The sequence below is a fragment of the Corallococcus sp. CA041A genome (assembly GCF_003612075.1).
Taxonomy (GTDB): Bacteria; Myxococcota; Myxococcia; order Myxococcales; family Myxococcaceae; genus Corallococcus; species Corallococcus exiguus.
This window is the reverse complement of sequence record NZ_RAWF01000088.1, coordinates 15,292-34,288: the sequence shown is the minus strand read 5'-3', so window position 1 is coordinate 34,288 and position 18,997 is coordinate 15,292. Positions and strand designations below refer to the sequence as shown.

19 protein-coding genes and 1 pseudogene are annotated in these 18,997 nt (G+C 69.9%); 3 read left to right on the top strand and 17 right to left on the bottom strand.

The window, feature by feature from the left end:
• From D7V77_RS17765 to D7V77_RS17700, 15 genes and pseudogenes are all read right to left on the bottom strand, one after another.
• Nucleotides 1–547 (bottom strand): annotated as a pseudogene (locus tag D7V77_RS17765) (hypothetical protein); the annotation flags it as partial.
• On the bottom strand, nt 544–708 hold the full coding sequence (locus D7V77_RS43745; protein ID WP_158624425.1) for a hypothetical protein: 165 nt from the start codon (nt 706–708) through the stop codon (nt 544–546). The gene D7V77_RS43745 and the pseudogene D7V77_RS17765, both read right to left, overlap by 4 nt.
• 12 nt (nt 709–720) lie before the next feature.
• Nucleotides 721–3,738 (bottom strand): PQQ-binding-like beta-propeller repeat protein, encoded by a 3,018-nt coding sequence (locus D7V77_RS17760; RefSeq protein WP_120577476.1) that lies wholly within the window; start codon nt 3,736–3,738, stop codon nt 721–723.
• A gap of 13 nt (nt 3,739–3,751) precedes the next feature.
• Nucleotides 3,752–4,345 (bottom strand): hypothetical protein, encoded by a 594-nt coding sequence (locus D7V77_RS17755; protein ID WP_120577475.1) that lies wholly within the window; start codon nt 4,343–4,345, stop codon nt 3,752–3,754.
• Entirely contained in the window at nt 4,342–4,656 is a 315-nt protein-coding gene (locus tag D7V77_RS17750; RefSeq protein WP_120577474.1) for a PqqD family protein, read from the bottom strand. Before D7V77_RS17750 ends, D7V77_RS17755 begins: the two co-directional genes overlap by 4 nt.
• Nucleotides 4,653–5,036, bottom strand: coding sequence for a S24/S26 family peptidase (locus tag D7V77_RS17745; RefSeq protein ID WP_255424593.1), 384 nt, complete (start codon nt 5,034–5,036; stop codon nt 4,653–4,655). The genes D7V77_RS17750 and D7V77_RS17745 overlap by 4 nt, the downstream gene beginning before the upstream one ends.
• 199 nt (nt 5,037–5,235) lie before the next feature.
• Entirely contained in the window at nt 5,236–6,498 is a 1,263-nt protein-coding gene (gene hisS / locus D7V77_RS17740) for a histidine--tRNA ligase (protein ID WP_211486817.1), read from the bottom strand.
• Between the two features lie 26 nt (nt 6,499–6,524).
• Nucleotides 6,525–7,367: an archaetidylserine decarboxylase gene (gene asd / locus D7V77_RS17735; protein WP_120577471.1), complete on the bottom strand. Its 843-nt coding sequence runs from the start codon at nt 7,365–7,367 to the stop codon at nt 6,525–6,527.
• 31 nt (nt 7,368–7,398) lie between these two features.
• On the bottom strand, nt 7,399–8,073 hold the full coding sequence (locus D7V77_RS17730) for a hypothetical protein (RefSeq protein WP_120577470.1): 675 nt from the start codon (nt 8,071–8,073) through the stop codon (nt 7,399–7,401).
• Between the two features lie 102 nt (nt 8,074–8,175).
• The gene (locus tag D7V77_RS17725; protein ID WP_120526312.1) at nt 8,176–8,907 is read right to left on the bottom strand and encodes a metallophosphoesterase; all 732 of its coding nucleotides are present in this window, start codon (nt 8,905–8,907) and stop codon (nt 8,176–8,178) included.
• A gap of 7 nt (nt 8,908–8,914) precedes the next feature.
• Nucleotides 8,915–9,253, bottom strand: a complete 339-nt coding sequence (locus tag D7V77_RS17720) for a TIGR02266 family protein (RefSeq protein ID WP_120577481.1) — start codon at nt 9,251–9,253, stop codon at nt 8,915–8,917.
• Nucleotides 9,254–9,414: 161 nt separating this feature from the next.
• A complete protein-coding gene (locus D7V77_RS17715) occupies nt 9,415–10,344 on the bottom strand; it encodes a PfkB family carbohydrate kinase (protein ID WP_120577469.1) in 930 nt (309 codons plus the stop codon).
• Nucleotides 10,345–10,471: 127 nt separating this feature from the next.
• Nucleotides 10,472–12,001: an MlaD family protein gene (locus D7V77_RS17710; RefSeq protein ID WP_120577468.1), complete on the bottom strand. Its 1,530-nt coding sequence runs from the start codon at nt 11,999–12,001 to the stop codon at nt 10,472–10,474.
• A gap of 119 nt (nt 12,002–12,120) precedes the next feature.
• A complete protein-coding gene (locus D7V77_RS17705) occupies nt 12,121–12,858 on the bottom strand; it encodes an ABC transporter ATP-binding protein (RefSeq protein WP_120577467.1) in 738 nt (245 codons plus the stop codon).
• 35 nt (nt 12,859–12,893) lie between these two features.
• A complete protein-coding gene (locus D7V77_RS17700; protein WP_120577466.1) occupies nt 12,894–13,709 on the bottom strand; it encodes an ABC transporter permease in 816 nt (271 codons plus the stop codon).
• A gap of 235 nt (nt 13,710–13,944) precedes the next feature.
• On the opposite strand from D7V77_RS17700, the gene D7V77_RS17695 reads away from it, so the two are divergent.
• From D7V77_RS17695 to D7V77_RS17685, 3 genes are read left to right on the top strand one after another with little or no spacing between them, the layout of a single operon-like run.
• Nucleotides 13,945–14,508: a hypothetical protein gene (locus D7V77_RS17695; RefSeq protein ID WP_120577465.1), complete on the top strand. Its 564-nt coding sequence runs from the start codon at nt 13,945–13,947 to the stop codon at nt 14,506–14,508.
• A gap of 45 nt (nt 14,509–14,553) precedes the next feature.
• Nucleotides 14,554–15,960: a hypothetical protein gene (locus tag D7V77_RS17690; RefSeq protein ID WP_120577464.1), complete on the top strand. Its 1,407-nt coding sequence runs from the start codon at nt 14,554–14,556 to the stop codon at nt 15,958–15,960.
• A complete protein-coding gene (locus D7V77_RS17685) occupies nt 15,957–16,796 on the top strand; it encodes a hypothetical protein (protein ID WP_126934939.1) in 840 nt (279 codons plus the stop codon). The genes D7V77_RS17690 and D7V77_RS17685 overlap by 4 nt, the downstream gene beginning before the upstream one ends.
• Before the next feature lie 9 nt (nt 16,797–16,805).
• Here D7V77_RS17685 and D7V77_RS17680 read toward each other — a convergent pair whose 3' ends face one another.
• Nucleotides 16,806–17,507 carry an RluA family pseudouridine synthase gene (locus tag D7V77_RS17680; RefSeq protein ID WP_120577462.1) on the bottom strand — a complete coding sequence of 234 codons (702 nt, stop codon included), beginning with the start codon at nt 17,505–17,507 and terminating at the stop codon, nt 16,806–16,808.
• Nucleotides 17,504–18,997: a pitrilysin family protein gene (locus D7V77_RS17675; protein WP_120577461.1), complete on the bottom strand. Its 1,494-nt coding sequence runs from the start codon at nt 18,995–18,997 to the stop codon at nt 17,504–17,506. The genes D7V77_RS17680 and D7V77_RS17675 overlap by 4 nt, the downstream gene beginning before the upstream one ends.

Here is an 18,997-nt window from a genome sequence, read left to right as displayed (position 1 = left end):
CCCCCCCTTCCACGGGCCACACCGCGACCAGCTCATCCGCGAGCACCGTCCCGCCCGCCTCGAGCCACAGCCCGCCGAGGGTGCTCTTGCCCGCGCCGGAGTGCCCCACGAACAGCGCGGCCCGGCCCTCGTGCACCAGCCCCACGCCGTGGATGAGCAGCCCGCCACGCTTCGCCAGCGAGGACGCGAGCATCACCTTGATGACGTTCTCCACCGGGTACCGCCCGGCTCCAATGACGTCCGCGTGGCACCGGTCCGGGGAGAGCAACGCGGAGTACCCGGCGCCCTCCACGCGCAGCGTCCCCAAGTCGCCAGGCTCCAGCCGGGGCAGCTCCTGCACGGAGGGGAGAGCAATCGGACTGGGAGGGTTCCGCATCACCAGCCGGGCGTCGGGAGCCACGGCATCCGGAGCGAGGAACGCGCCGAACACGCGCCGGAGCGGACCGGCGAGCGCGTCATCCTCCACATCGAGCGCCACGGTCCACCCGGCCAGGGTGATCCGAAGCGCGCCGTCACGGGGACCCGAAAGGGGGTCCCCGCTGTTCACGGCATGCACTCCGATTCGCCGGGGATGGTGCACATGGACAGCTGCGCCAGCGCGACGAAGGGCTGCTCCCACAGGATGGCGGGAGCCACGTACACGGCGGGCGCGGCCGGCGGCTTCGGCACGGAGGGACCCGCGGGAGGCTGTGAAGGTCGTTGGCTCACGTGATGGCCCACCTAGAAGGGCACCGGGAAGGCACAGATTCGACCATCCGTGGTGCCGACATGCAACCGGCTTACGGTGTGGTCGATGGTCGGCACGCCGATGGCCTGCGCCGGCCCCACGGTCACCTGCCCGGTGTCCGCCCCACCCTCCAGCTCCAGTTGGTGGACCTTTCCGTCCGTGCTGCCGACGTAGAGGCGCGCCACCCCGTTCTGGTTGAGGGTGAAGGAGCCGGACGGGTTCTCGACAGGCGTCGTCCACAGCAGCTTCGGCACGTTGGTCGCGTCCATCTCATAGCGCTCCACCGTGTTGTTCGTCCGGCTCACCACGAAGCCGCGCCCCTGGGGCCGCGCGAAGTGGGAGAACGTCCGCTGCGAGGCGCTGTCCACCTGGACGGTCCACGCAAGCGCGAAGGTGGATGGAGTCACGCCGTGCACCCGGCCGTCATTGGCGGTGACCAGGATCTGGTTGCTCGTCGCATTGCGGACCACGCCGAACTCCAGGTCGCCCAGTTCGAGCCGCGCCACCTCCGCGCCCGTGAGGCTGTTGAGCACGCGCAGCGTGGCCGCGCTCGTGCCCGACCGGGTCGGGACGTAGAGCCGGTTCGTCGTGTAGTCCATCAGCATGCCGCCGCTCACCATGCCCAGGTCCCCGGGCCGGTAGCGCCAGATGAGCGCGCCCGTGGCCGCGTTCAGCGCGACCACCTGGTTCAGCGCGGACGTGTTGCGCGTGGCGAAGATGGCCAGGTCCACGTTCGAGTACGTCGTCCGGTACTCCGGGTTCGCGTAGTCGAGCAGCTGCGTCACCGGGAACGAGCTGATGTTCCCCAGGCCCAGCGTGTTGTTCCTCCAGAGGAACTCGCCCGTGGCCGCGTTGAGGACCGCCGGCACGCCGGTCTGATCTCCCACGACGATCCACTGCTGCCCGGGCCGGCCCAGCAGCGGCACCACCGGGAAGCGAGTGGCGATCTTGCCCGCCATCTTCACCGGCCGGAAGCGCTCCGCGCCGTCCTCGGACGGGTTCACGGTGTGGGTGAGCGTGGCCACCACCGAATCGTTGAAGGAGCTGAAGATGCCCACGCCCAGCTCCGTCACGGGCTGCAGCGTCGTGTCCAACCCCACCGAGTAGCACCACAGCGGGTTGCCCGCCACGCGCGCCCGGGGCGTGGCCAGCAGCCCCTGCGAGGTGGGCTGGTTACCCGGCCCGTAGCGCAGCTGATCATCCGCGTTGAACACGCGGTAGGTGTACGTCGTGCCGTTCGTCACCGCCGTGTCCGTCATGGACGACGCGGAGCTGAACTCGTCCTCGTAGGCCACCGTCGCGTTGCCCAGCACGTCACCCACCGCGTAGCGCACGCCGCTGGTCGGCGCGGTGTTGGGCGGATTCGTCCCCTGGGCGCGCAGCACCAGCGTGCCACCGTGGTTGAAGGGGTTGTCCCAGGTGAGCGTCACGCTGCCGTCGCGGGCCACGCCCGTGAGGCGCTCCACGTCCGGTGCCGCGGTGACCGCGAGCAGCGTCATCGTCGCCTCCACGCGGATGCGCGGATCGTTCCAGCCCTGGTTCAGCTCCAACCGGTGGCGGAACGCCGTGTCCGCGAGGACGGCGGTGAAGCCCGAATAGGTGATGCGGAAGGTGGCCTCGCCGCCCACCGGGATGCCGGACTCCGACTCCCAGAGGTAGCTGGTCGTGTCCGTGTAGACGTTCCAGTCCCCGAACGCCTGCGGACCCGACGCGGCCACGGAGAAGTAGTTCACCGCGGGCTTGAACAGCTTCACCTCGTAGATGGGCAGCGTGCCCCGGTTCTGTACCGTGTAGCCCACCGTCAGGGACGTGGCCGCCGTGGACACCGTCTCATGGCTCAGCCGCACGCGGTGCTCCACGATGCGGCCCTTGCGAGCCGTGACCAGGTCCCCCGCCACCGCCGAACCGTTGAGCGTCCCGTCCACCTGCGCCTGGAACTGGTAGCTGGCGCCGGGCGCACCCGACACCTGATAGCGCCACGTGAACTGCGCGGAAGCCCCCGGCGCCAGCTGCGCCACGCTCTCCGGCGACGGACCGGACACGAGCGACGCCGTCGCGTTGCCCAGCGGCACCGGCGCGCGCGGGCGCACCTGCGTGTACGCGTTCGTCGTGGACGTGTTGAACACAATCAGGCGCAGCGTCACCTGATCACCAGCGAACGCGTCCACGACGTCCATGTCCGCCGCCGCGACCAGGTTGCCCACGTTCGCCAGGGGCGAGTCCACCAGCGGCGCGTTCGAGTTGCTCGTGCGCGCCCGGACGCGCGCGGCCACGGCGCCGGCGGCGGTAGGCCTCAGATTGACCGCGAAGACGCCCGCGGACCGCACCGCCACGGACCTGCCACCGTCCTTGTTCACGGTGGTGAGGGGCACGCTGCTCGTGGAGGTGGGGTTGTCCACGCTCACGGTCGCGGCGCCGGTGCCGCGGTTCTCCACCACCACGCGCGCCACGGTGGAGCCGTTGACCGCCAGCACGCGCGGCACCAGCGTCACGTTCGCGGCCAGGATGCCGCGAGTCCATGCGGTCATGTTGTTGACGTTGAACGTGTAGCTCGTGCCGTCGCACTGGTCGCGGGCGTACGTGCCCGCCGCCAGGCGCTCGGTGGTGTTGTCGGTGGTGCGGTTCGACGGGCCCACCACGCTCAGCACGAAGCGTGCGGTCTCATTCCGAGCCAGGCCGCGCCCCTCGTCCACGCAGCCCCACGTGGACTGGAAGGTGATGCGCCGCTCGTTGGCGTCGATGTACTCGACCTTCCAGTTCGGGTTCTCCTCCGCGGGCAGGCCCCCCAGGATCTGGTAGCCCGTCGGAAGGACGAAGGACACCTCCGACACACGGGCGTCGCTCGTGGCCGTGGTCGTGTTCGTCACCTCCAAGACGAGGTCGGACGCGTCTTCCATCACCACGCGCGCGACGGTCTCTCCGGCGGAAGGGACGGGGCGCACGGTCCAGGTCTGGGAGAAGCCCACCGCGGGCAACAGCACGGCGACGAGCGCGAGGATGCGGACGTTCATGGCGTGCCTCACGTCACGGCTCCAGGGTGAAGGACGTGGCGGCAAGCTGCGCCCCATCCAGGAAGAAGCGCACCTGCCAGGTGCCCGTCATGCGCGTCATGGACACCGGCGTGCCCGCCACCGGCAGCGAATAGCGCAGCGTGCGCGTCTCGTCCGGCGGTGCCTCCACCGTCGCGCTGCGCTTCTCGTACGGACGTCCGCCCGGCGCGATGAACTCCACGTCCACCAGGCCCTTGTTCCGCACGCCGCTCACCACGAAGTCCACGTCCACCTGCTGCACCTGGGACAGGGCCGTGGGCTCCGAGCCCGCGCCCACCACCTCCGCGCTCCCGGTCGGGGGCGGCAGCGGCACCGGAGGCGGCTCCTCCTCCACGACTTCGTCAGGAGGCGGCTCTTCCGGAGGCGGCTCTTCGTCCGTGGGGCCTGGAGGCGGCGGCCGGGCCACGCTCCCGCCACCGGCCAGCACGTCCGTTGGATCCACGGGGGTGACGGAGCCGCTGCCCTGCCCCGGTTTCACGGCCGACGGCGGCGGCAGGGGGGACACCCCTTCCGAGCACGCCGACAGCACCATCGCCCCCGCCAGCACGGCCACGAGCGCCCGCATCATGTCTCCTCCAGAGGCGCGGCACCGGCCGGCGCGCGCACTTCGTCCAACAGACCTCGCCGCTGAAGCTCCCCCAGGAAGCCCAGCGTGTCGGTCAGCACCGGACCGACGTCGGTCGAAAACTCGGAAGCCACCTGCTCCGCCACCGCCCGGGCCGTGCGCTTTCCGTCGCACAGCGCCCAGATGCGCGCCGCCGTCGGGTTGAGCCCGCGCAGCGTGCGCCCCTCCGCGTCCAGCACCAGGAAGTCCGCGCCGAAGCCCTCCCCCGAGGTCCCCAAACGCTTCCGGGGAACGCTGCCTTCCTGAAAGCTCATGCGCGGCCCGTCCTTCCCAGCCACGCGGCCACCTGGCGCTTCAGCGTCGCGCGCCAGCGGCCCAGCCGCTGGGGCCCCACGTCCCAACGGTCCATCTCCAGCAGCGTGCCGCCCCGGCGCACACGCCGCGCCCGCCCGAGGATACGGACGAGAGGCAGCGGCGGATCTTCCATGGCGCCATTGTCCCCACGAAGCGCACAGAGGCTGCCGTCGCACCAACGCACCCGGTGCAGCACCAGCGAGGACTCGAAGCGCGCCAGCACCACCTCACCCGGGCGCGGCGCCTCCCTCAGCGGCTCCACCTCCGCCACGTCACCCGCCCGCAACGACGGCCACATGCTGTCCCCGGCGACAGGGATCCAACGTGGGCCATCGATCATGGAAACGGGCTGGGGAGCGCTCGACATTGCGGATGGAATCTTACTCCACCCTCTCAATGTCCGCGAATCTCCGAGGCCTCAATCCCCCAGCGATTCCCAGGACTTACGCTGCTTAACACCTTTACTCCCGGGTTTTCTGGGAAGACGGGCCGCCCCCTCCCCTCCGGCCTGGCGCGTCATGCCGGAGGGGGCGGTTGGATCAGGCCGCGGGGGCCGGAGCCGGGGCGTCTGGCTGCGCGCGCACGGTGGCGGCGACGCTGTCGAGCGCCACGGGAACGGGCTCCCCCCCGGCCATGGGCTTGAGCTTCGCCTGGCCGCTGGTGCGCTCCTGCTCGCCCAGCACCAGCGTGAAGCGGGCGCCGGACTTGTCCGCGCGCTTCATCTGGCTCTTGAGGCTGCCGCCGCGCGTGTCGAAGTCCACCTTGAGGCCTTCGCGGCGCAGGCGGCTGGCCAGCTTCAGGCCCTCGTCCTGCGAGCCCTCGTCCGCCACGGCGATGAACAGGTCCGGCCGCTGGGTGAACGTCTTGCCGCTCTCCTTCAGCAGCAGCACCAGCCGGTCCAGGCCCATGGCGTAGCCCACCGCGGGCACGTCCGGCCCGCCCAGGCCCTTCATCATCTTGTCGTAGCGCCCGCCGCCGCCCACCGTGCTGGCGGTGCCCAGCGCGGGGTGCGAGGCGATGAACTCGAAGACGGTGCGCGTGTAGTAGTCCAGGCCGCGCACCAGCCGGTGGTTCACCACGTAGCGGATGCCCAGCGCGCCCAGCTTGCGCTGCAGGTCCGTGAAGTGCGTGCGGCACGGCTCACAGAGGAACTCCAGCACGTTGGGCCCGGCCCCGGCCACCGCCTGGCACTTCTCGTTCTTGCAGTCCAGGACGCGCAGCGGGTTGCGCTCCAGCCGCTGCTGGCAGTCCGCGCACAGCTCTTCCCGGTGCGCGTTGAGGTACTCCACCAGCTTGGCGTGGTACGCGGGCCGGCAGTTGTCGTCGCCCAGCGAGTTGATGTTCAGGGTGACGTCCGTGAGGCCCAGGGCCTCCAGGAACTGCACCACCACGTCCATCAGCTCCGCGTCCTGCGCGGGCTCCTTGGCGCCGTAGGCCTCCGCGCCAATCTGGGAGAACTGACGGTAGCGGCCCGTCTTCATCCGCTCGTAGCGGAACATGGGCCCCATGTAGAACCAGCGCGACACCGGCTCCTGGTTGTTCACCGAGTGCTCGATGTACGCGCGCGCCGCGGGCGCCGTGCCCTCCGGACGCAGGGACAGACTGCGGCCGCCCTTGTCCTCGAAGGTGTACATCTCCTTGCCGACGATGTCCGTCTCCTCGCCCACGCTGCGCACGAAGAGGGCCGTGTCCTCCACCATCGGCGTGCGCACCTCGCCGTAGCCGAAGCGGCCGAACAGCGTGCGCGCGGTCGACTCCACGAACTGCCAGACCTCAATCTCGCCCGGCAGAAGGTCGTTCATCCCCTTCACGCCGTTGATCTTCTGGCTCACGTGATGACTCCGATACGCGTGCCCATGCGAACAACCGCCTCCGGCTGCATGCTGTCATCCCAGCGCACGCGGCCGGGCTCGAAGCAGAGGATGACGGTGGAGCCCATCTCGAAGCGGCCCAGCTCGCCGCCCTTCTCCACCGGGATGCCCGCGCCGTAGTTGTGCACCTTGCCGGGCTGGCCCACGTGCGTGGTGATGTCCTCGTAGGACGCCTTGATGCGGGACACGCAGGTGGCGCCCACCTTCACCACCGCCACCTTGCCGGCCACGGTGTCCAGGTAGGTGACGAGCCGCTCGTTCACGCAGAACAGCGACTGCTTGTTCTTCACCGACGCGGGGTTCACCGGCCAGAACTCACCCGGGATGTACGCATACCCGGTGATGGTGCCGCCCAGCGGCGAGTGGATGCGGTGGTAGTCGCGCGGGGACAGGTACACCGTCGTCCAGGCGCCGCCGTGGAAGGGCTTCGCCGCCTGCGAGTCACCCAGCAGCTCGTCCACCGTGTACTCGATGCCCTTGGCCTGCAGGCAGCGGCCGTTGTCCGCGTAGCCCACCTGGGACACCCGGCCGTCCACCGGGGACACGACGACCTTCTCGCCCGCGTCCACCGGGCGCAGGCCCGGCTTCAGGCCACGGGTGAAGAACTGGGCGAAGGTCGGGTACTTCTCGAAGGCGTGCTCCGCCTCCTCCATGTCCACGTTGTACGCCTTGGCGAAGGTGCGCATGGCCCAGTGGTGCACCGGCGCCGGCGCGGGCAGGCGCGTGGCCAGGCCCACCGCGGAGGACACCGCCGACTTGGGGAGCACGCGCATCAACTTCATGAAGGTCTGTTCGTTCATCGAAGGTCGTCAGCTCTTGAAAGAGAGAAGTTCAACGCCCGCCATCGTCCACGGGCACCGTGCCGCCGTCCTCATAACGGCGCACGGTTCGCACGGCGCTCTTGGGTAACAGCGCCAGCACACGGCCGTCTTCAACCACCAGCACGGCGTCCCGGTGAGAGGGGTACCCCAGCTGGCAGGACGCCCGGTCGCTCAGCTGCCAGGTGTCCCGCATTCCCCGCCCCTCCACGGTCACGGCCGTGCCGCGGGTAAAGCAGCCCTCGAAGCCGGCCACCAGCTCGGAGGCCGGGGTGCCCGTCTGGGGCCCGGCAATCACCCCGGCGTCCGCCGGCCCGGCGTCCACCGGCTCCGCCGCCACGGGCTCGGCCTGGCGCGGAAAGTCCGTCGAGGAGGGGTCCATCGTGGGCAGCGCGCTGGCGCTGGCCACCGCGCGGCGCTGCTCCTCCTGGGCCGCCTGCATGCGCGTGCGGCCCTCCTGGATGCGCTGGAGCAGGGACTGGGACGCGAGGGAGTCCACGCTGTCCGCGGGCACGCGCTGCAGCTGCGCTTCAATCTCCCCGATGGAGGGGTCCAGGTACGCGTCGTCCAGCTTCTGGGCGTAGAGCGCCGTCCACCGGCGGCTGGCCTGCTCGAACTCAGGCGAGGGCGGCGCGGGCGAGCGGCTGCATCCGGCGGCGAACAGGAAGACTGCGAGGCCAAGGCCCATGAAGGGCCGCTTCGAACGGGGGACCTGGGGGCGCACGGCCCCGGTTTATGCCACCTTCCGTCCAGCCGCGCCCCTTTTCCGCACGGGCGCGGGCAGGCGCACCTACACGCCCAGGAACAGCCGCTTGCCGAAGTTGAGCGCCAGGTCCGCGTCGAAGATCTTCTGCGCGGAGGTCTCGATGTCGTACTCCACGCGCAGGTACTCCACCGTGCGCGCGTCCGTGTCGCAGATGACGAAGCAGGCCCGGTTGTCGTAGTCGCGCGGCTGGCCCACGCTCCCCACGGACACGATGTACTTGTAGCCCTTGCGCAGCACGAACTTCTGCGCGACCACGTCGTTCACCTCGCCGTTGCCAATGGCGAACGCGCGGCACAGGTGGCTGTGGCCGATGAAGGTGACTTCCGGAAGCTCCGCCACGTACGGCGTCAGCTCCCGCGCCTGCTCCAGCGCGAAGATGTACTCGTACGCCTTCGGGTCGATGGGCGAACCGTGGCAGAAGCCCACCTCGCCGATGCGGTACGTGTACGGGAGGCTGCGCAGCCAGGCCAGGTTCTCGTCGGAGATGACGTTGGCGCTCCAGTCGAGCGCGTGCCGGGCGGCGTCGTAGTAGTACGAGTAGTCCATCCGCCCCGCCACCGCCGCGTCGTGGTTGCCCAGCAGCGTGATCTCCGCCACCGAGCGCACCAGGTCACAGCACGGGTTGGGGGACGCCCCATAACCGACGATGTCCCCCAGCGACACGAAGCGGTCCACCTTCTGGTGCTCCGCCACCCTCAGCACCTCCGTGAGGGCCTCGATGTTGGAGTGGATGTCGGAGATGACGGCGATGCGCATGGGAACCCTAGGGGTGGGTTTGCTGCTGGGAGATGATGCGCCGCAGACTCGTCAGCGCGTCCGCGTCCAACGCTTCGAATCTCAGGCCCATGCCCGGAGGGCGGCCGGCCGGCTGCACTTCCTGCCGCAACCAGACGACCGTGGCCTGCGCCTGCAACTGCGTGTCCGTCGCCTGCTGGGTGAGCCTCACCTGCGTCCGCGTCCCCGCCGCCAGCGGGGTGCTCGTCCTCAAGAAGAGGCCGCCCTCGCTCAGGTTGGCGATGCGTGCATACAGGGTCACGTTCTCACCCTCGCACCAGCAGCGCAGGTGGGTGCCGACCCGCGCGTACTTTCGATTGTCGCTCAACCCGGGGACCTCCCGACGTGGCACCTTCCCGTCCACGTCGGCGCTGAAAAAGGACGTCCGCACCGGATTTATTCATCCACTGCGTCCGCCCGAGCCTAGGAAGGGTGGGTGCGGCCCGTCAAGTTCCACACCGGGCCATCCGCCCTCTCGCCCATGCTCCCCTACCCGCCCAGCGGGCCCAGGTCGTCGAAGTGGGTGAGCTTCTTGAACTCGGCGAAGCGGGCGTGGATCTCCGGGCGCTGCACCTCGCGCAGGCGCTCCAGGCTGAACTTCTCCACGGTGAAGGACGCCATCACGCTGCCCATGACCATGGCCTTGCGCAGCACCTGCTGATCCACCTTGCCGGCGCCGGAGCTAGCCAGGGTGCCCATGAAGCCGCCGGCGAAGGTGTCACCCGCGCCGGTGGGGTCGAACACCTCCGACAGGGGGAACGCCGGGCAGGCGAAGATGTGGTCCTGGTCGAAGAGGAGCGCGCCGTGCTCGCCGCGCTTGATGACCACGCGGGACGGGCCCATGGCCAGGATGGCGCGGGCGGCCTTCACCACGTTGTGCTCGCCGGACAGCTGGCGCGCCTCCGCGTCGTTGATGAAGAGCAGGTTCACGCGCTGGAGCGTCTTGAGCAGCGCGGGGCGGCTGCCCTGGATCCAGAAGTTCATCGTGTCCGCGGCCACCAGCTTGGGCGCCTTCACCTGGTCCAGCACGCGCGACTGGAGCTCCGGGTGGATGTTGCCCAGGAAGACGTAGGGCGTCTCGCGGTAGGCGGCCGGCAGGTTGGGCGAGAAGGACTCGAAGACGTTGAGCTGGGTGTCCAGCGTCTGCGCCTCGTTGAGCTCCCAGCCGTACTTGCCCTTCCAGCGGAAGGTGCGGCCGGCCTCACGGGTGAGCCCCTCCAGGTCGATTCCGCGCCCGCGCAGGAACTGCAGGTGCACCTCCGGGAAGTCCTCGCCAATCACCGCCACCAGCTGAACGGGGCTGAAGAAGGACGCGGACGTGGAGAAGTAGGTGGCCGAGCCACCCAGCACGTCCTCCTTCTTGCCGAAGGGCGTTTCCAGCGAGTCCAGCGCGATTGAACCGACGACGAGCAGAGACATGAAGGCTTCTTCCTGGGGGTGACCCGGCGCGGGTACGGCATCGCGTCAGGGCACGGCGCATTCCAGGGGAAACCCCGTGCCCGTGCCGGGTACGACACCTTCCCGGTAACGTCAAGGGGACAACGGTCTAGAAGGTCGGGATGCCCGTGGCGGTGATGAGGGACTTCAGGTCGTCGTCGGTGAAGAAGAAGCCCGCGCCGAAGAAGAAGTCTCGGCCGGCGATCAGGCGCCGGGTCGCCGCGTCGCGCTGCCTGGCGTTGAGGATGTCGTCCATGCCCGCCATGACGTACAGGTGGTCGAACGCCTGGGCCTTCAGCATGGCGCGCAGGCGCGGGTAGCGCAGCTCGTCCGCGGTGAAGTTGAACGCGTCCATCTTCAGGGTCAGCACGTCGTCGAAGAGGTGCAGGTCCGCGCCCACACCGCCCGTGGATTCGATGAGGCCCACGCGCAGGGTGGTGAAGTAGTAGCGCTTGGCGAACTGGAGGCTGACCTTGAAGGACTCCTTGGTCACCTTCTGCGTCTGGATGACCGGGTCCCCTTCCGACGGCGGGTTCGTCTGCACCACCTGCGTGCTGACGGAGCCGCGCGGGTCGTCGATGATCTCCAGCAGGTAGTACTTGTCCGGCTTGGGGATGAGCTTCAGCGTCAGGCCGTTCTTCGACGCGCCCTGGGACAGCAGGTAGCTGCTGAACAGGCCCACCTCCGTCTGGAGGGTGCTCAGGCGGGTGGCGAACTCGCTGACGTCCGTGACGGCCTCGCTGAGGCGCTGACCCAGCTGCTCGTCGGTGAGCAGCGCCCCGGCGGCGCCCTCGCCGTCCTTCACCTTGCGGGTGATGTCCTCCAGGTTGGCCAGGGTGTTGTCCAACCGGCCCAGCGTCTGCTTGAGGCTGGAGACGCTCTCCTTGAACTCCCCTTCCCCGCTGCCCACGATGTTCTTGACGGTGCCCAGCACCTCGCGGACGTCCTGGGTGATGCGCTCCACGTTGGTGACGATGCGCGTCACCTCCGCGCCGTTGCCCTGGGTGAGGGCGCGCACGTCGGAGGACACGCCCTCCACGTTCGCCATGATGGTGTCCAGGCGGTCCGTGTTGCGGCGCACCGTCGCGTCCACCGAGTCCGACAGGCGGACCAGGTTCTCCACGATGCGCTCCAGGCTGCCCGCGCCCTTCTCGCCGCCCAGCACCTCGCGCAGCGCGCCCGTCACCTGCTGGATGTCGGAGGTGATCTGCGACAGGGACTCGAAGACGGCCTCCACGCCCTGGGTGTCGATGACGCGGCGGATCTGCCCGCCGTTCTCCAGCTCGGGCGACTGCTCCGTGCCGGGGTTCAGGTCCAGCAGGTAGTCACCCAGCAGCGACTCCGAGCGCTTGGTGACCGCGGCGTCCTGACGCAGGTCCACGCCCTTGCGGATCTTCAGCCAGACCTTCGCGCGGGTGCCTTCCAGGCTGATGTCGCTGATCTCGCCCACGGGAATGCCGGCGATCTGCACGCGGCCGCGGACCGCCAGGCCGGACGCATCCCGGAAGTAGGCCCACACCTTGGTGGAGTCTCTGTCGCTCAGTCCGCCCTTCGTGGCGAACAACACGAACGTGATGAGGAAACCACCGGCGGCAAGGACCAGCAGGCCAACACGGAAGGGCGTGACGAGCTTCTTCACCTGATGTGACTCCGAGCGCTACCACCGGCCGCGCGCGACTCTAACGATTTGCATGCCGGGTGCCAGCTTTTCATGAAGGGCTGGAATCCTTGGGGGACCGGTTTCCCTACCCCCATGTCCTAGTTCTTGCCGAACCAGGTCTGGAGGAAGACCTGGACGGCCGGGTGCTGGGACGCCCGCAGCTGCTCCGGCGAACCGTGCTCCACGATGACGCCCTTGGACAGGAAGGCGATCTGGTTGGCCACGTTGAAGGCGGACGCGATGTCGTGGCTGATGACCACGCTGGTGACGCCCAGCTCCTTCTGCGCGGTGAGGATCATGTCGTCCACGGAGTCCGTGGTGATGGGATCCAGGCCGGTGGTGGGCTCGTCGTAGAGGACGACCTTGGGGTCCAGCACCACGGCGCGCGCCAGGCCCACGCGCTTGCGCATGCCGCCGGACAGGTCCGCGGGGAAGCGGCCCTCCACCTCGCGCTTGAGGCCCATGAGGTCCAGGCGCTTGCGCACCTGTTCGCGGATGGCGTCCTCCGGCAGCGACGTGTGCTGGCGCAGGGGGAAGGCGACGTTCTCGAACACCGTCATGGAGTCGAAGAGCGCGGCGGCCTGGAACACCATGCCGAAGCCGCGGCGCACCTGCTGCAGCCCCTCCACGCTCATGGGGACGATGTCCTGCCCGTCGATGATGACCTGGCCGCTGTCCGGCTTGAGCAGGCCGATCATGTGCTTCATCAACACCGTCTTGCCGGAGCCAGAGCCGCCCAGGATGACGCAGGTGCTGCCCGCGGGCACGGTGAGGTTGATGCCGGTGAGGACCTTGTTCCCCGCGAACGTCTTGTGCAGGTCCACGATGTCGATCATGGCCCGCGCGGATCCGGGCGGAGTCTGGGGGCCCATCAGTGCATCAACATGCCGACGATGAAGTCGAGGATGAAGATGGCCAGCGCGCTCGACACCATGGCCTCCGTGGTGGCCTGGCCCACGCCCTTGGCGCCGCCGGACGCGTTGTAGCCCTTGTAGCAACAGATGAGGGCCACGGAGAGGCCGAAGATGGCGCCCTTGAGCAGGCCCTCGTAGATGTCCGCTGGCGCCATCCACTGCTGGGTGCGTGACAGGAACGTGCCGGGGGAGATGCCCAGGCCGAAGACGGCGACCACGTAGGCGCCGCTCATGCCCGTGGTGTTGAAGAGCATGGTGAGCGCGGGGACCATGAACAGGCCCGCGAGCACCCGGGGCACCAGCAGGTACTGCACCGGGTTGACGGCCATGGTCTCCAGCGCGTCCACCTGCTCGGTGACGCGCATGGTGCCCAGCTCCGTGCACATGGCGGAGCCGGCGCGCATGGTGACCATCAGCGCGGCGAACACGGAGGCCAGTTCACGCGTGAGCGTGAGGGCCACGGTGGGGCCCACGAGGCTCTCCGCGTCGAACAGGGCGAACGCGGTGGACGTCTGGAGGGCGAACACCATGCCGGTGAAGGTGCCGGTGAGCCCCACGATGAAGATGGAGCCCACGCCCACGAAGTCCAGCTGGGTGAAGAGGTTGTGCAGCCGGAACGGGCGGCGCACGCTCCAGCGGAAGACGTCCAGGCCCAGCGCGACCACGCCGCCAATGCTGCTGATGACGTCGATGATGCCCTTGCCGAGGCCCTCCACCGACTGGGTGAAGGCGCCGGTGAACCGGTTGGGTTTGCTGGGGGTCTCGGTGGTCATGCGTTCAGGCGGGCGACTCTACGTGCTCCGGACGGCGGCACAAGGGAACTGAGCGCGGGCCCATCCCACCCCCACCTCCATCGGCTGGTTGCCCGGGGGGCTCCCACGCGACGCGCGGGTGGGATGCGATGGGGCTTCCTCCGCCTGGGGTCGACCGTTATGTTGCGCGGCCCTCTTTACTTCCACGCCCGGCGCGCCCTTCAGGGGAGTTGCCGGGCCAGAGCGACACGACAGCATGGCTACTCAGAAGGTCGGCGGCGAGGTGGATGCCCAGTGCACCCGCTGCAAGATGAACCTGGCGCACACCATCCTCGCGATGGTCGGTCCAAAGATCGTGCGCGTCCGCTGCAACACCTGCGGCGGGGACCACGCGTTCCGGGGCACCGCGGGCGTCACGGACCGCCCCACCAAGGCGTCCACCCGCGCCCCTCGCGCCGCATCCTCCGGCGGCTCGACCCGCGCGGAGAAGGTGGTCATCTCCTTTGACGAGCAGCTGGCGGGCAAGGACCTCGCGAGCGCGCCCAAGTACAGCCCCAAGGACACCTACAAGGTCGATCAGGTGCTCCACCACCCGACGTTCGGCGTGGGCCTGGTGACGGCGGTGCGCGGCGACAAGGTGGACCTCACCTTCCGCACGGACACCAAGACGCTGGTGCACGGCCGGGGCGGCGTTCCGGCGGACAGGCCTGTCTTCAGTCCGCCGACGAACAAGCACACCGGACCGGCGGACAAGCCCCAGGCCGAGCTGCCCCCTGATTCGGAGGCCGCTGCTGAGATTTCCCTGCCTTCCGGGGATTGACCCGGAGGCCGGAGCGGCGGTCAACTGGGAGGCTGGGTTTCCCGTATGCGTCCGCCGCTCCATCTCGCTGTCTGCCTGCTGATGCTGGGGGCCGCCGTCGCACGGGCGGAACCGCCGGAGGTGGAGGCGACGCCCGGGCGCGTGATGCTCGGGGAGGACGTCACCGTGGAGGTGCGGGTGCGGGTGCCGAAGGGCGCCGGCCCAGTGCGCGCGGCGGCCTCCTCCGGCACCTGGGAGCAGACGCGGGTGGAGGGCGGCGCCGAGCGCGTCTTCCACTGGAAGCCTCCGCCGGTGCGCTACCCGCTGTGGGCGGTGCTCGCGTTCTGGGTGGAGGACGGCCACGCGCCGGAGGTCACCACCGTGCGGCTGCCCCTCTTGGGACGCACCACGCTGGACGTGTCCACGGCACCGGGCGCGGAGGTGGTGGTCGCGGTGGGCGACGCGCGCTTCGGCCCGGTGAAGGCGGACGGGCACGGCAATGCACAGGTGCCCGTGGAGGTGCCGCCGGATGCGACGGAGGCGCGCGTGCTCGCGACCCGGGGCACGCTCACCACGGATCGCCGCGCGCCGCTGGAGGTGCCCGCCGCGCGTCCGCTCGTCGCCGCGCTCACGCCGGATCCGCTGCCCGCGGAGGGCGGTGGCTGGCTGATCATCGCGGGTGACGAGGAGCGGATCTCCGCCTCGGAGCTGACCGTGGAAGCGGAGGGCGCCACCGTGAAGCCGGTGGATCCGGAGCGCGCTCGCTACGCGGTACAGCCGCGCGCGGACGCGACGGACGTATCCGTCACCGTTCGCTGGAGAGCTACTCCCGCCAAGGACGCGGTGCGGATTCAAGGCGCGGTGAAGCCCGGCGCCGCACGGCCCGCGGAGGGAATGATCATCATCCCGGACGCCCCCTCCGTTCGCCGTGCGCACGATGTCCGGGGCCCGGTGCCACGGACGTCGCTGTTCCTCCTGGGCGGCGCCGCGTTCGCGAGCGGCGCCAACGGTGGGCCGCTGCTGGGGCTGGGCGTGTCCGTGCCGCTGCCGGTGTGGCACTGGCGCGTGGCGGCGGAGGCGGAGGTGGGCCTGCGTCACGCGAGCCTGGACGGACAGCAGGGAGACACGGAGGTGCACTCGCGCGTGTGGGCGATTCCCCTGCTTTTGTCCGCGCGGGTCACCCTTTTCCAACATGGCTTCTTTCTGCTGGACGGCCGTGCAGGCGGAGGAGTGCTGGCTTTGAGCCATCACCTGTCAACGCAAGGCATTGAGACCGGGGACGTCTTTCCTGACGCGGTGGATGAGCGCAGAGTGCGCGCCATGGGATTCCTGGCCGCGCAGGGCGCCTATCGTTTGGGCCGTTGGAGCATCCTCACGGAGGTGCGCGCGGCCCTGGCACCGGTGGAGACACCGTCGCTGCGCGCCCAATTGGGTGGCGTGTCCGTGTCCGCGGGGCTGAGGTTCGCGCCGTGATGCGCGCGGGCCTGGCCGCGGTGGGGATGGCGGCGCTGGCGTGGGCCTGCACGGGCGACCCGGAGCCGTTGCCTCCGCCCACCATCGTCGGCGTGGAGCCCGCGACGCTGCCGGTGAACGCGAAGGACGAAGACGTCACCGTGCGGTTCGACGCGCGCTACAGCGTGGCCGTGGACTACGGCGCGGAGAAGGTGGATGCGCGCATGGGTTCAGGCCGCATCTGGATGGATGAGAAGGAAGCGACGGTGTCGCGCTTCGACCCGGCGGGCGTCGCCATCGTGACGGTGCCCCGGGGGCTGGGCGCGGGCGCGCACGCGGTGCGGCTGCAATTGGATGACGGGCGCGAGGCGGTGGCCGAAGGCGCCCTCACCCTGCGTCCTCCGGGACAGGAAGTCACCGAACCGCCCCTCACCGAGGACGGGGGCATCCTCATCCTCACCGACGCGGGGCCCATCTACGGCGACTTCGACGGCGGGGTCGACACCACGGACGGCGGCCAGCAGGTGGACGCGGGCCCCGGGCCGGATGTGCCGATGCGCGAGGGCGACATCACGGGCTTCAGCTTCGACGAAATCGAAGGCACGCGCGTGAGCCGGACGTCCTTCGCCATCACGGTGCGCGCCCAGGGCCCGAGGGCCGGGCACTTCCAGGGCTCGGTGGAGCTGAGCGCGTCGCGCGGCACGGTGTCGCCCACCAAGATTGGCCCCTGCGAGGTCGGCGTGTGCAACGCGAACGTCGTCCTGGACGCGCCCGCAGGCAACGTGCGCATCACCGCGAGGGACAGCTTCGGAGTGACGGGCGAGTCCAACACGTTCCGGCTGGAGCCGTACAAGTAGCGCCGCGCCTCACCCCGCCGCGCGCAGCAACTCCAACGTGCGCTGCATGTCCGCGGGCAGCGGCGCATCCACTCCGCGCGCTGGCAGCCCGGGCAAAGCGGGCCACTCCACGCGAGCCGCATGCAGCGGCGTCCGGGTCAGCACCTCCCGGGTCCCCTGCCCTCCCAGGTCGCCTTCCGTGAGTGGAGCCTCCCTGCCGTACTGGTGGTCCACGAGCAGCGGATGCCCCAGGGACAGCAGGTGCACGCGGATCTGATGCGTGCGGCCCGTCAGCGGCTCCGCCTCGACCAGCGACGCGCTCGCGAAGGTCTCCACCGGGCGCACCCGCGTGCGTGATGGCTTCGCGTCCGGCTCCTCCGGCTTCGCCACGCGCATGCGCCCCTTGCGGCCGGCGACGAGCGGCGCGTCCACCATCTGGGGCGCCTCCAGCCGGCCCTCCACCAGGGCGCGGTAGCGCTTGCGCACCTTGCCCGCCTCGAAGGCCTGGGACAGCGCGCGGTGCACCTCCGCGTCCAGCGCGAACACCAGCGCGCCGGACGTGTCGCGATCCAACCGGTGCACCACGTAGACCTTGCGGCCCAGGTGGGCTTCCAGCGTGTCGCGCAGGGACGCGCCGCCCTCGCGGCCGGGGATGACGAGCACCCCGGCCGGCTTGTCCACCACCATCACGCCCGCGCCCTCGAAGAGGACGCGGGGAACGTCACCGCTCATTCGTAGTCCGACGCCGGCACGACGGTGATGGGACCCAGCCCTTCCAGCAGCGGCTTGACCTCCGACGCCTTGCCCAGCACGACGATGACGGGCCGGTCCGCGAACGCGTACTTCTTCGACGCCGCGGCCACGTCCTTGGGCGTCACCGCGCGCAGCCGGTCGCGGAACTTCTCCACCCAGTCATCGCCCAGGCCGTGCATGCGCATGTCCCCGATGACGGAGGCCACGGACTCGTTGGTCTCCGTGCGCAGCGGATACAGGCCGGCCAGGTAGCTCTGCGCGTCCTTCAGCTCGCGGGGCTTGAGGCCGCCGTCGCGCACGCCGTGGATCTCCTTCAGCGCCACGTCGATGATCACCCGCGTGGACGCCGTCTTCGTGAACGTGGACAGCGCGAAGATGCCGCCCGCGCTCATCGTGTCGAAGTAGGAGCTGACGCCGTAGGTGAGGCCGCGGTTGACGCGGATCTCGTTCATCAGCCGCGACGTGAAGCCTCCGCCCAGCGCGATGTTCATCGCCGTGGCCGGGAAGTAGTCCTCGTGGCCCAGCCAGAAGCCGGGGCCGCCCAGGCGCACCTGGGACTGCGTCTGGTCCGGCTTGTCCACCAGCAGCACCGTCCCGGCCTTCGCCAGCGGCTCCTGCTTGCGGGGCAGCATCGGATCCGCGTCGGGGCCGCCCGTCCAGCCGGCGAAGGCGCGCTCGGCCTCCGCGGCCACGGTCGCCGGGTCGATGGCGCCCACCACCGTGAGCAGGGAGATCCGGGGCCCCATGCACTCGGCGTGGAAGCGGACCAGGTCGTCGCGGGTGAAGGTGGACACGGTGCGCTTGTTGCCGCCCAGGTCGCGCCCGTACGGATGGTCACCCCAGATGGCGCGCGTGAAGGCGCGGTCCGCGATGGAGGACGGATCATCCAGGTCGTTGGCGAACTGCGCCAGCGCGCGCTCCCGGGCATCCACGACCTCCTTCTCCGGGAACGTGGGCTCGCGCATCACCTGCCCCAGCACGTCCAGCATCGCGGAGAAGTGCTCCGCGGGCGTGGTGAGGTAGACGGACAGCACGTCCTCGTTGACGCCCGCGTAGAGGCTGGCGCCCACGAACTCGATGGCTTCACTGATGCCATCCGCGTCCATGCGCTTCGTGCCCCGGCGCAGCAGGCGCGCGGTGAAGTCCGCCAGGCCGTCCTTGCCCTGCGGATCCCACACGCCGCCCGCGCGCATCACCAGCCGCACGGAGACCAGCGGCAGCGGCCCGCGCTCGGCGGCGATGACCCTCAGGCCCGTGGACGTGGTGCTCTCATGCAGCGCGGGCAGCTTCAGCTCGCCGGTGGCGGCGGACTTCGGCGCCGTCGCGGCCTTCACCAGCTTCTTGGCTCGGGCCGGGACGGCCTTCTTCACCTGCGCGACCTTCTTGCGCGCGGCGGTGGCCTGCTTGCGCACGGCCTTGGCGGCCTTGCGGACGGTGTTCTTCACTTTGGCGATCTTTCGGGAGGCCAT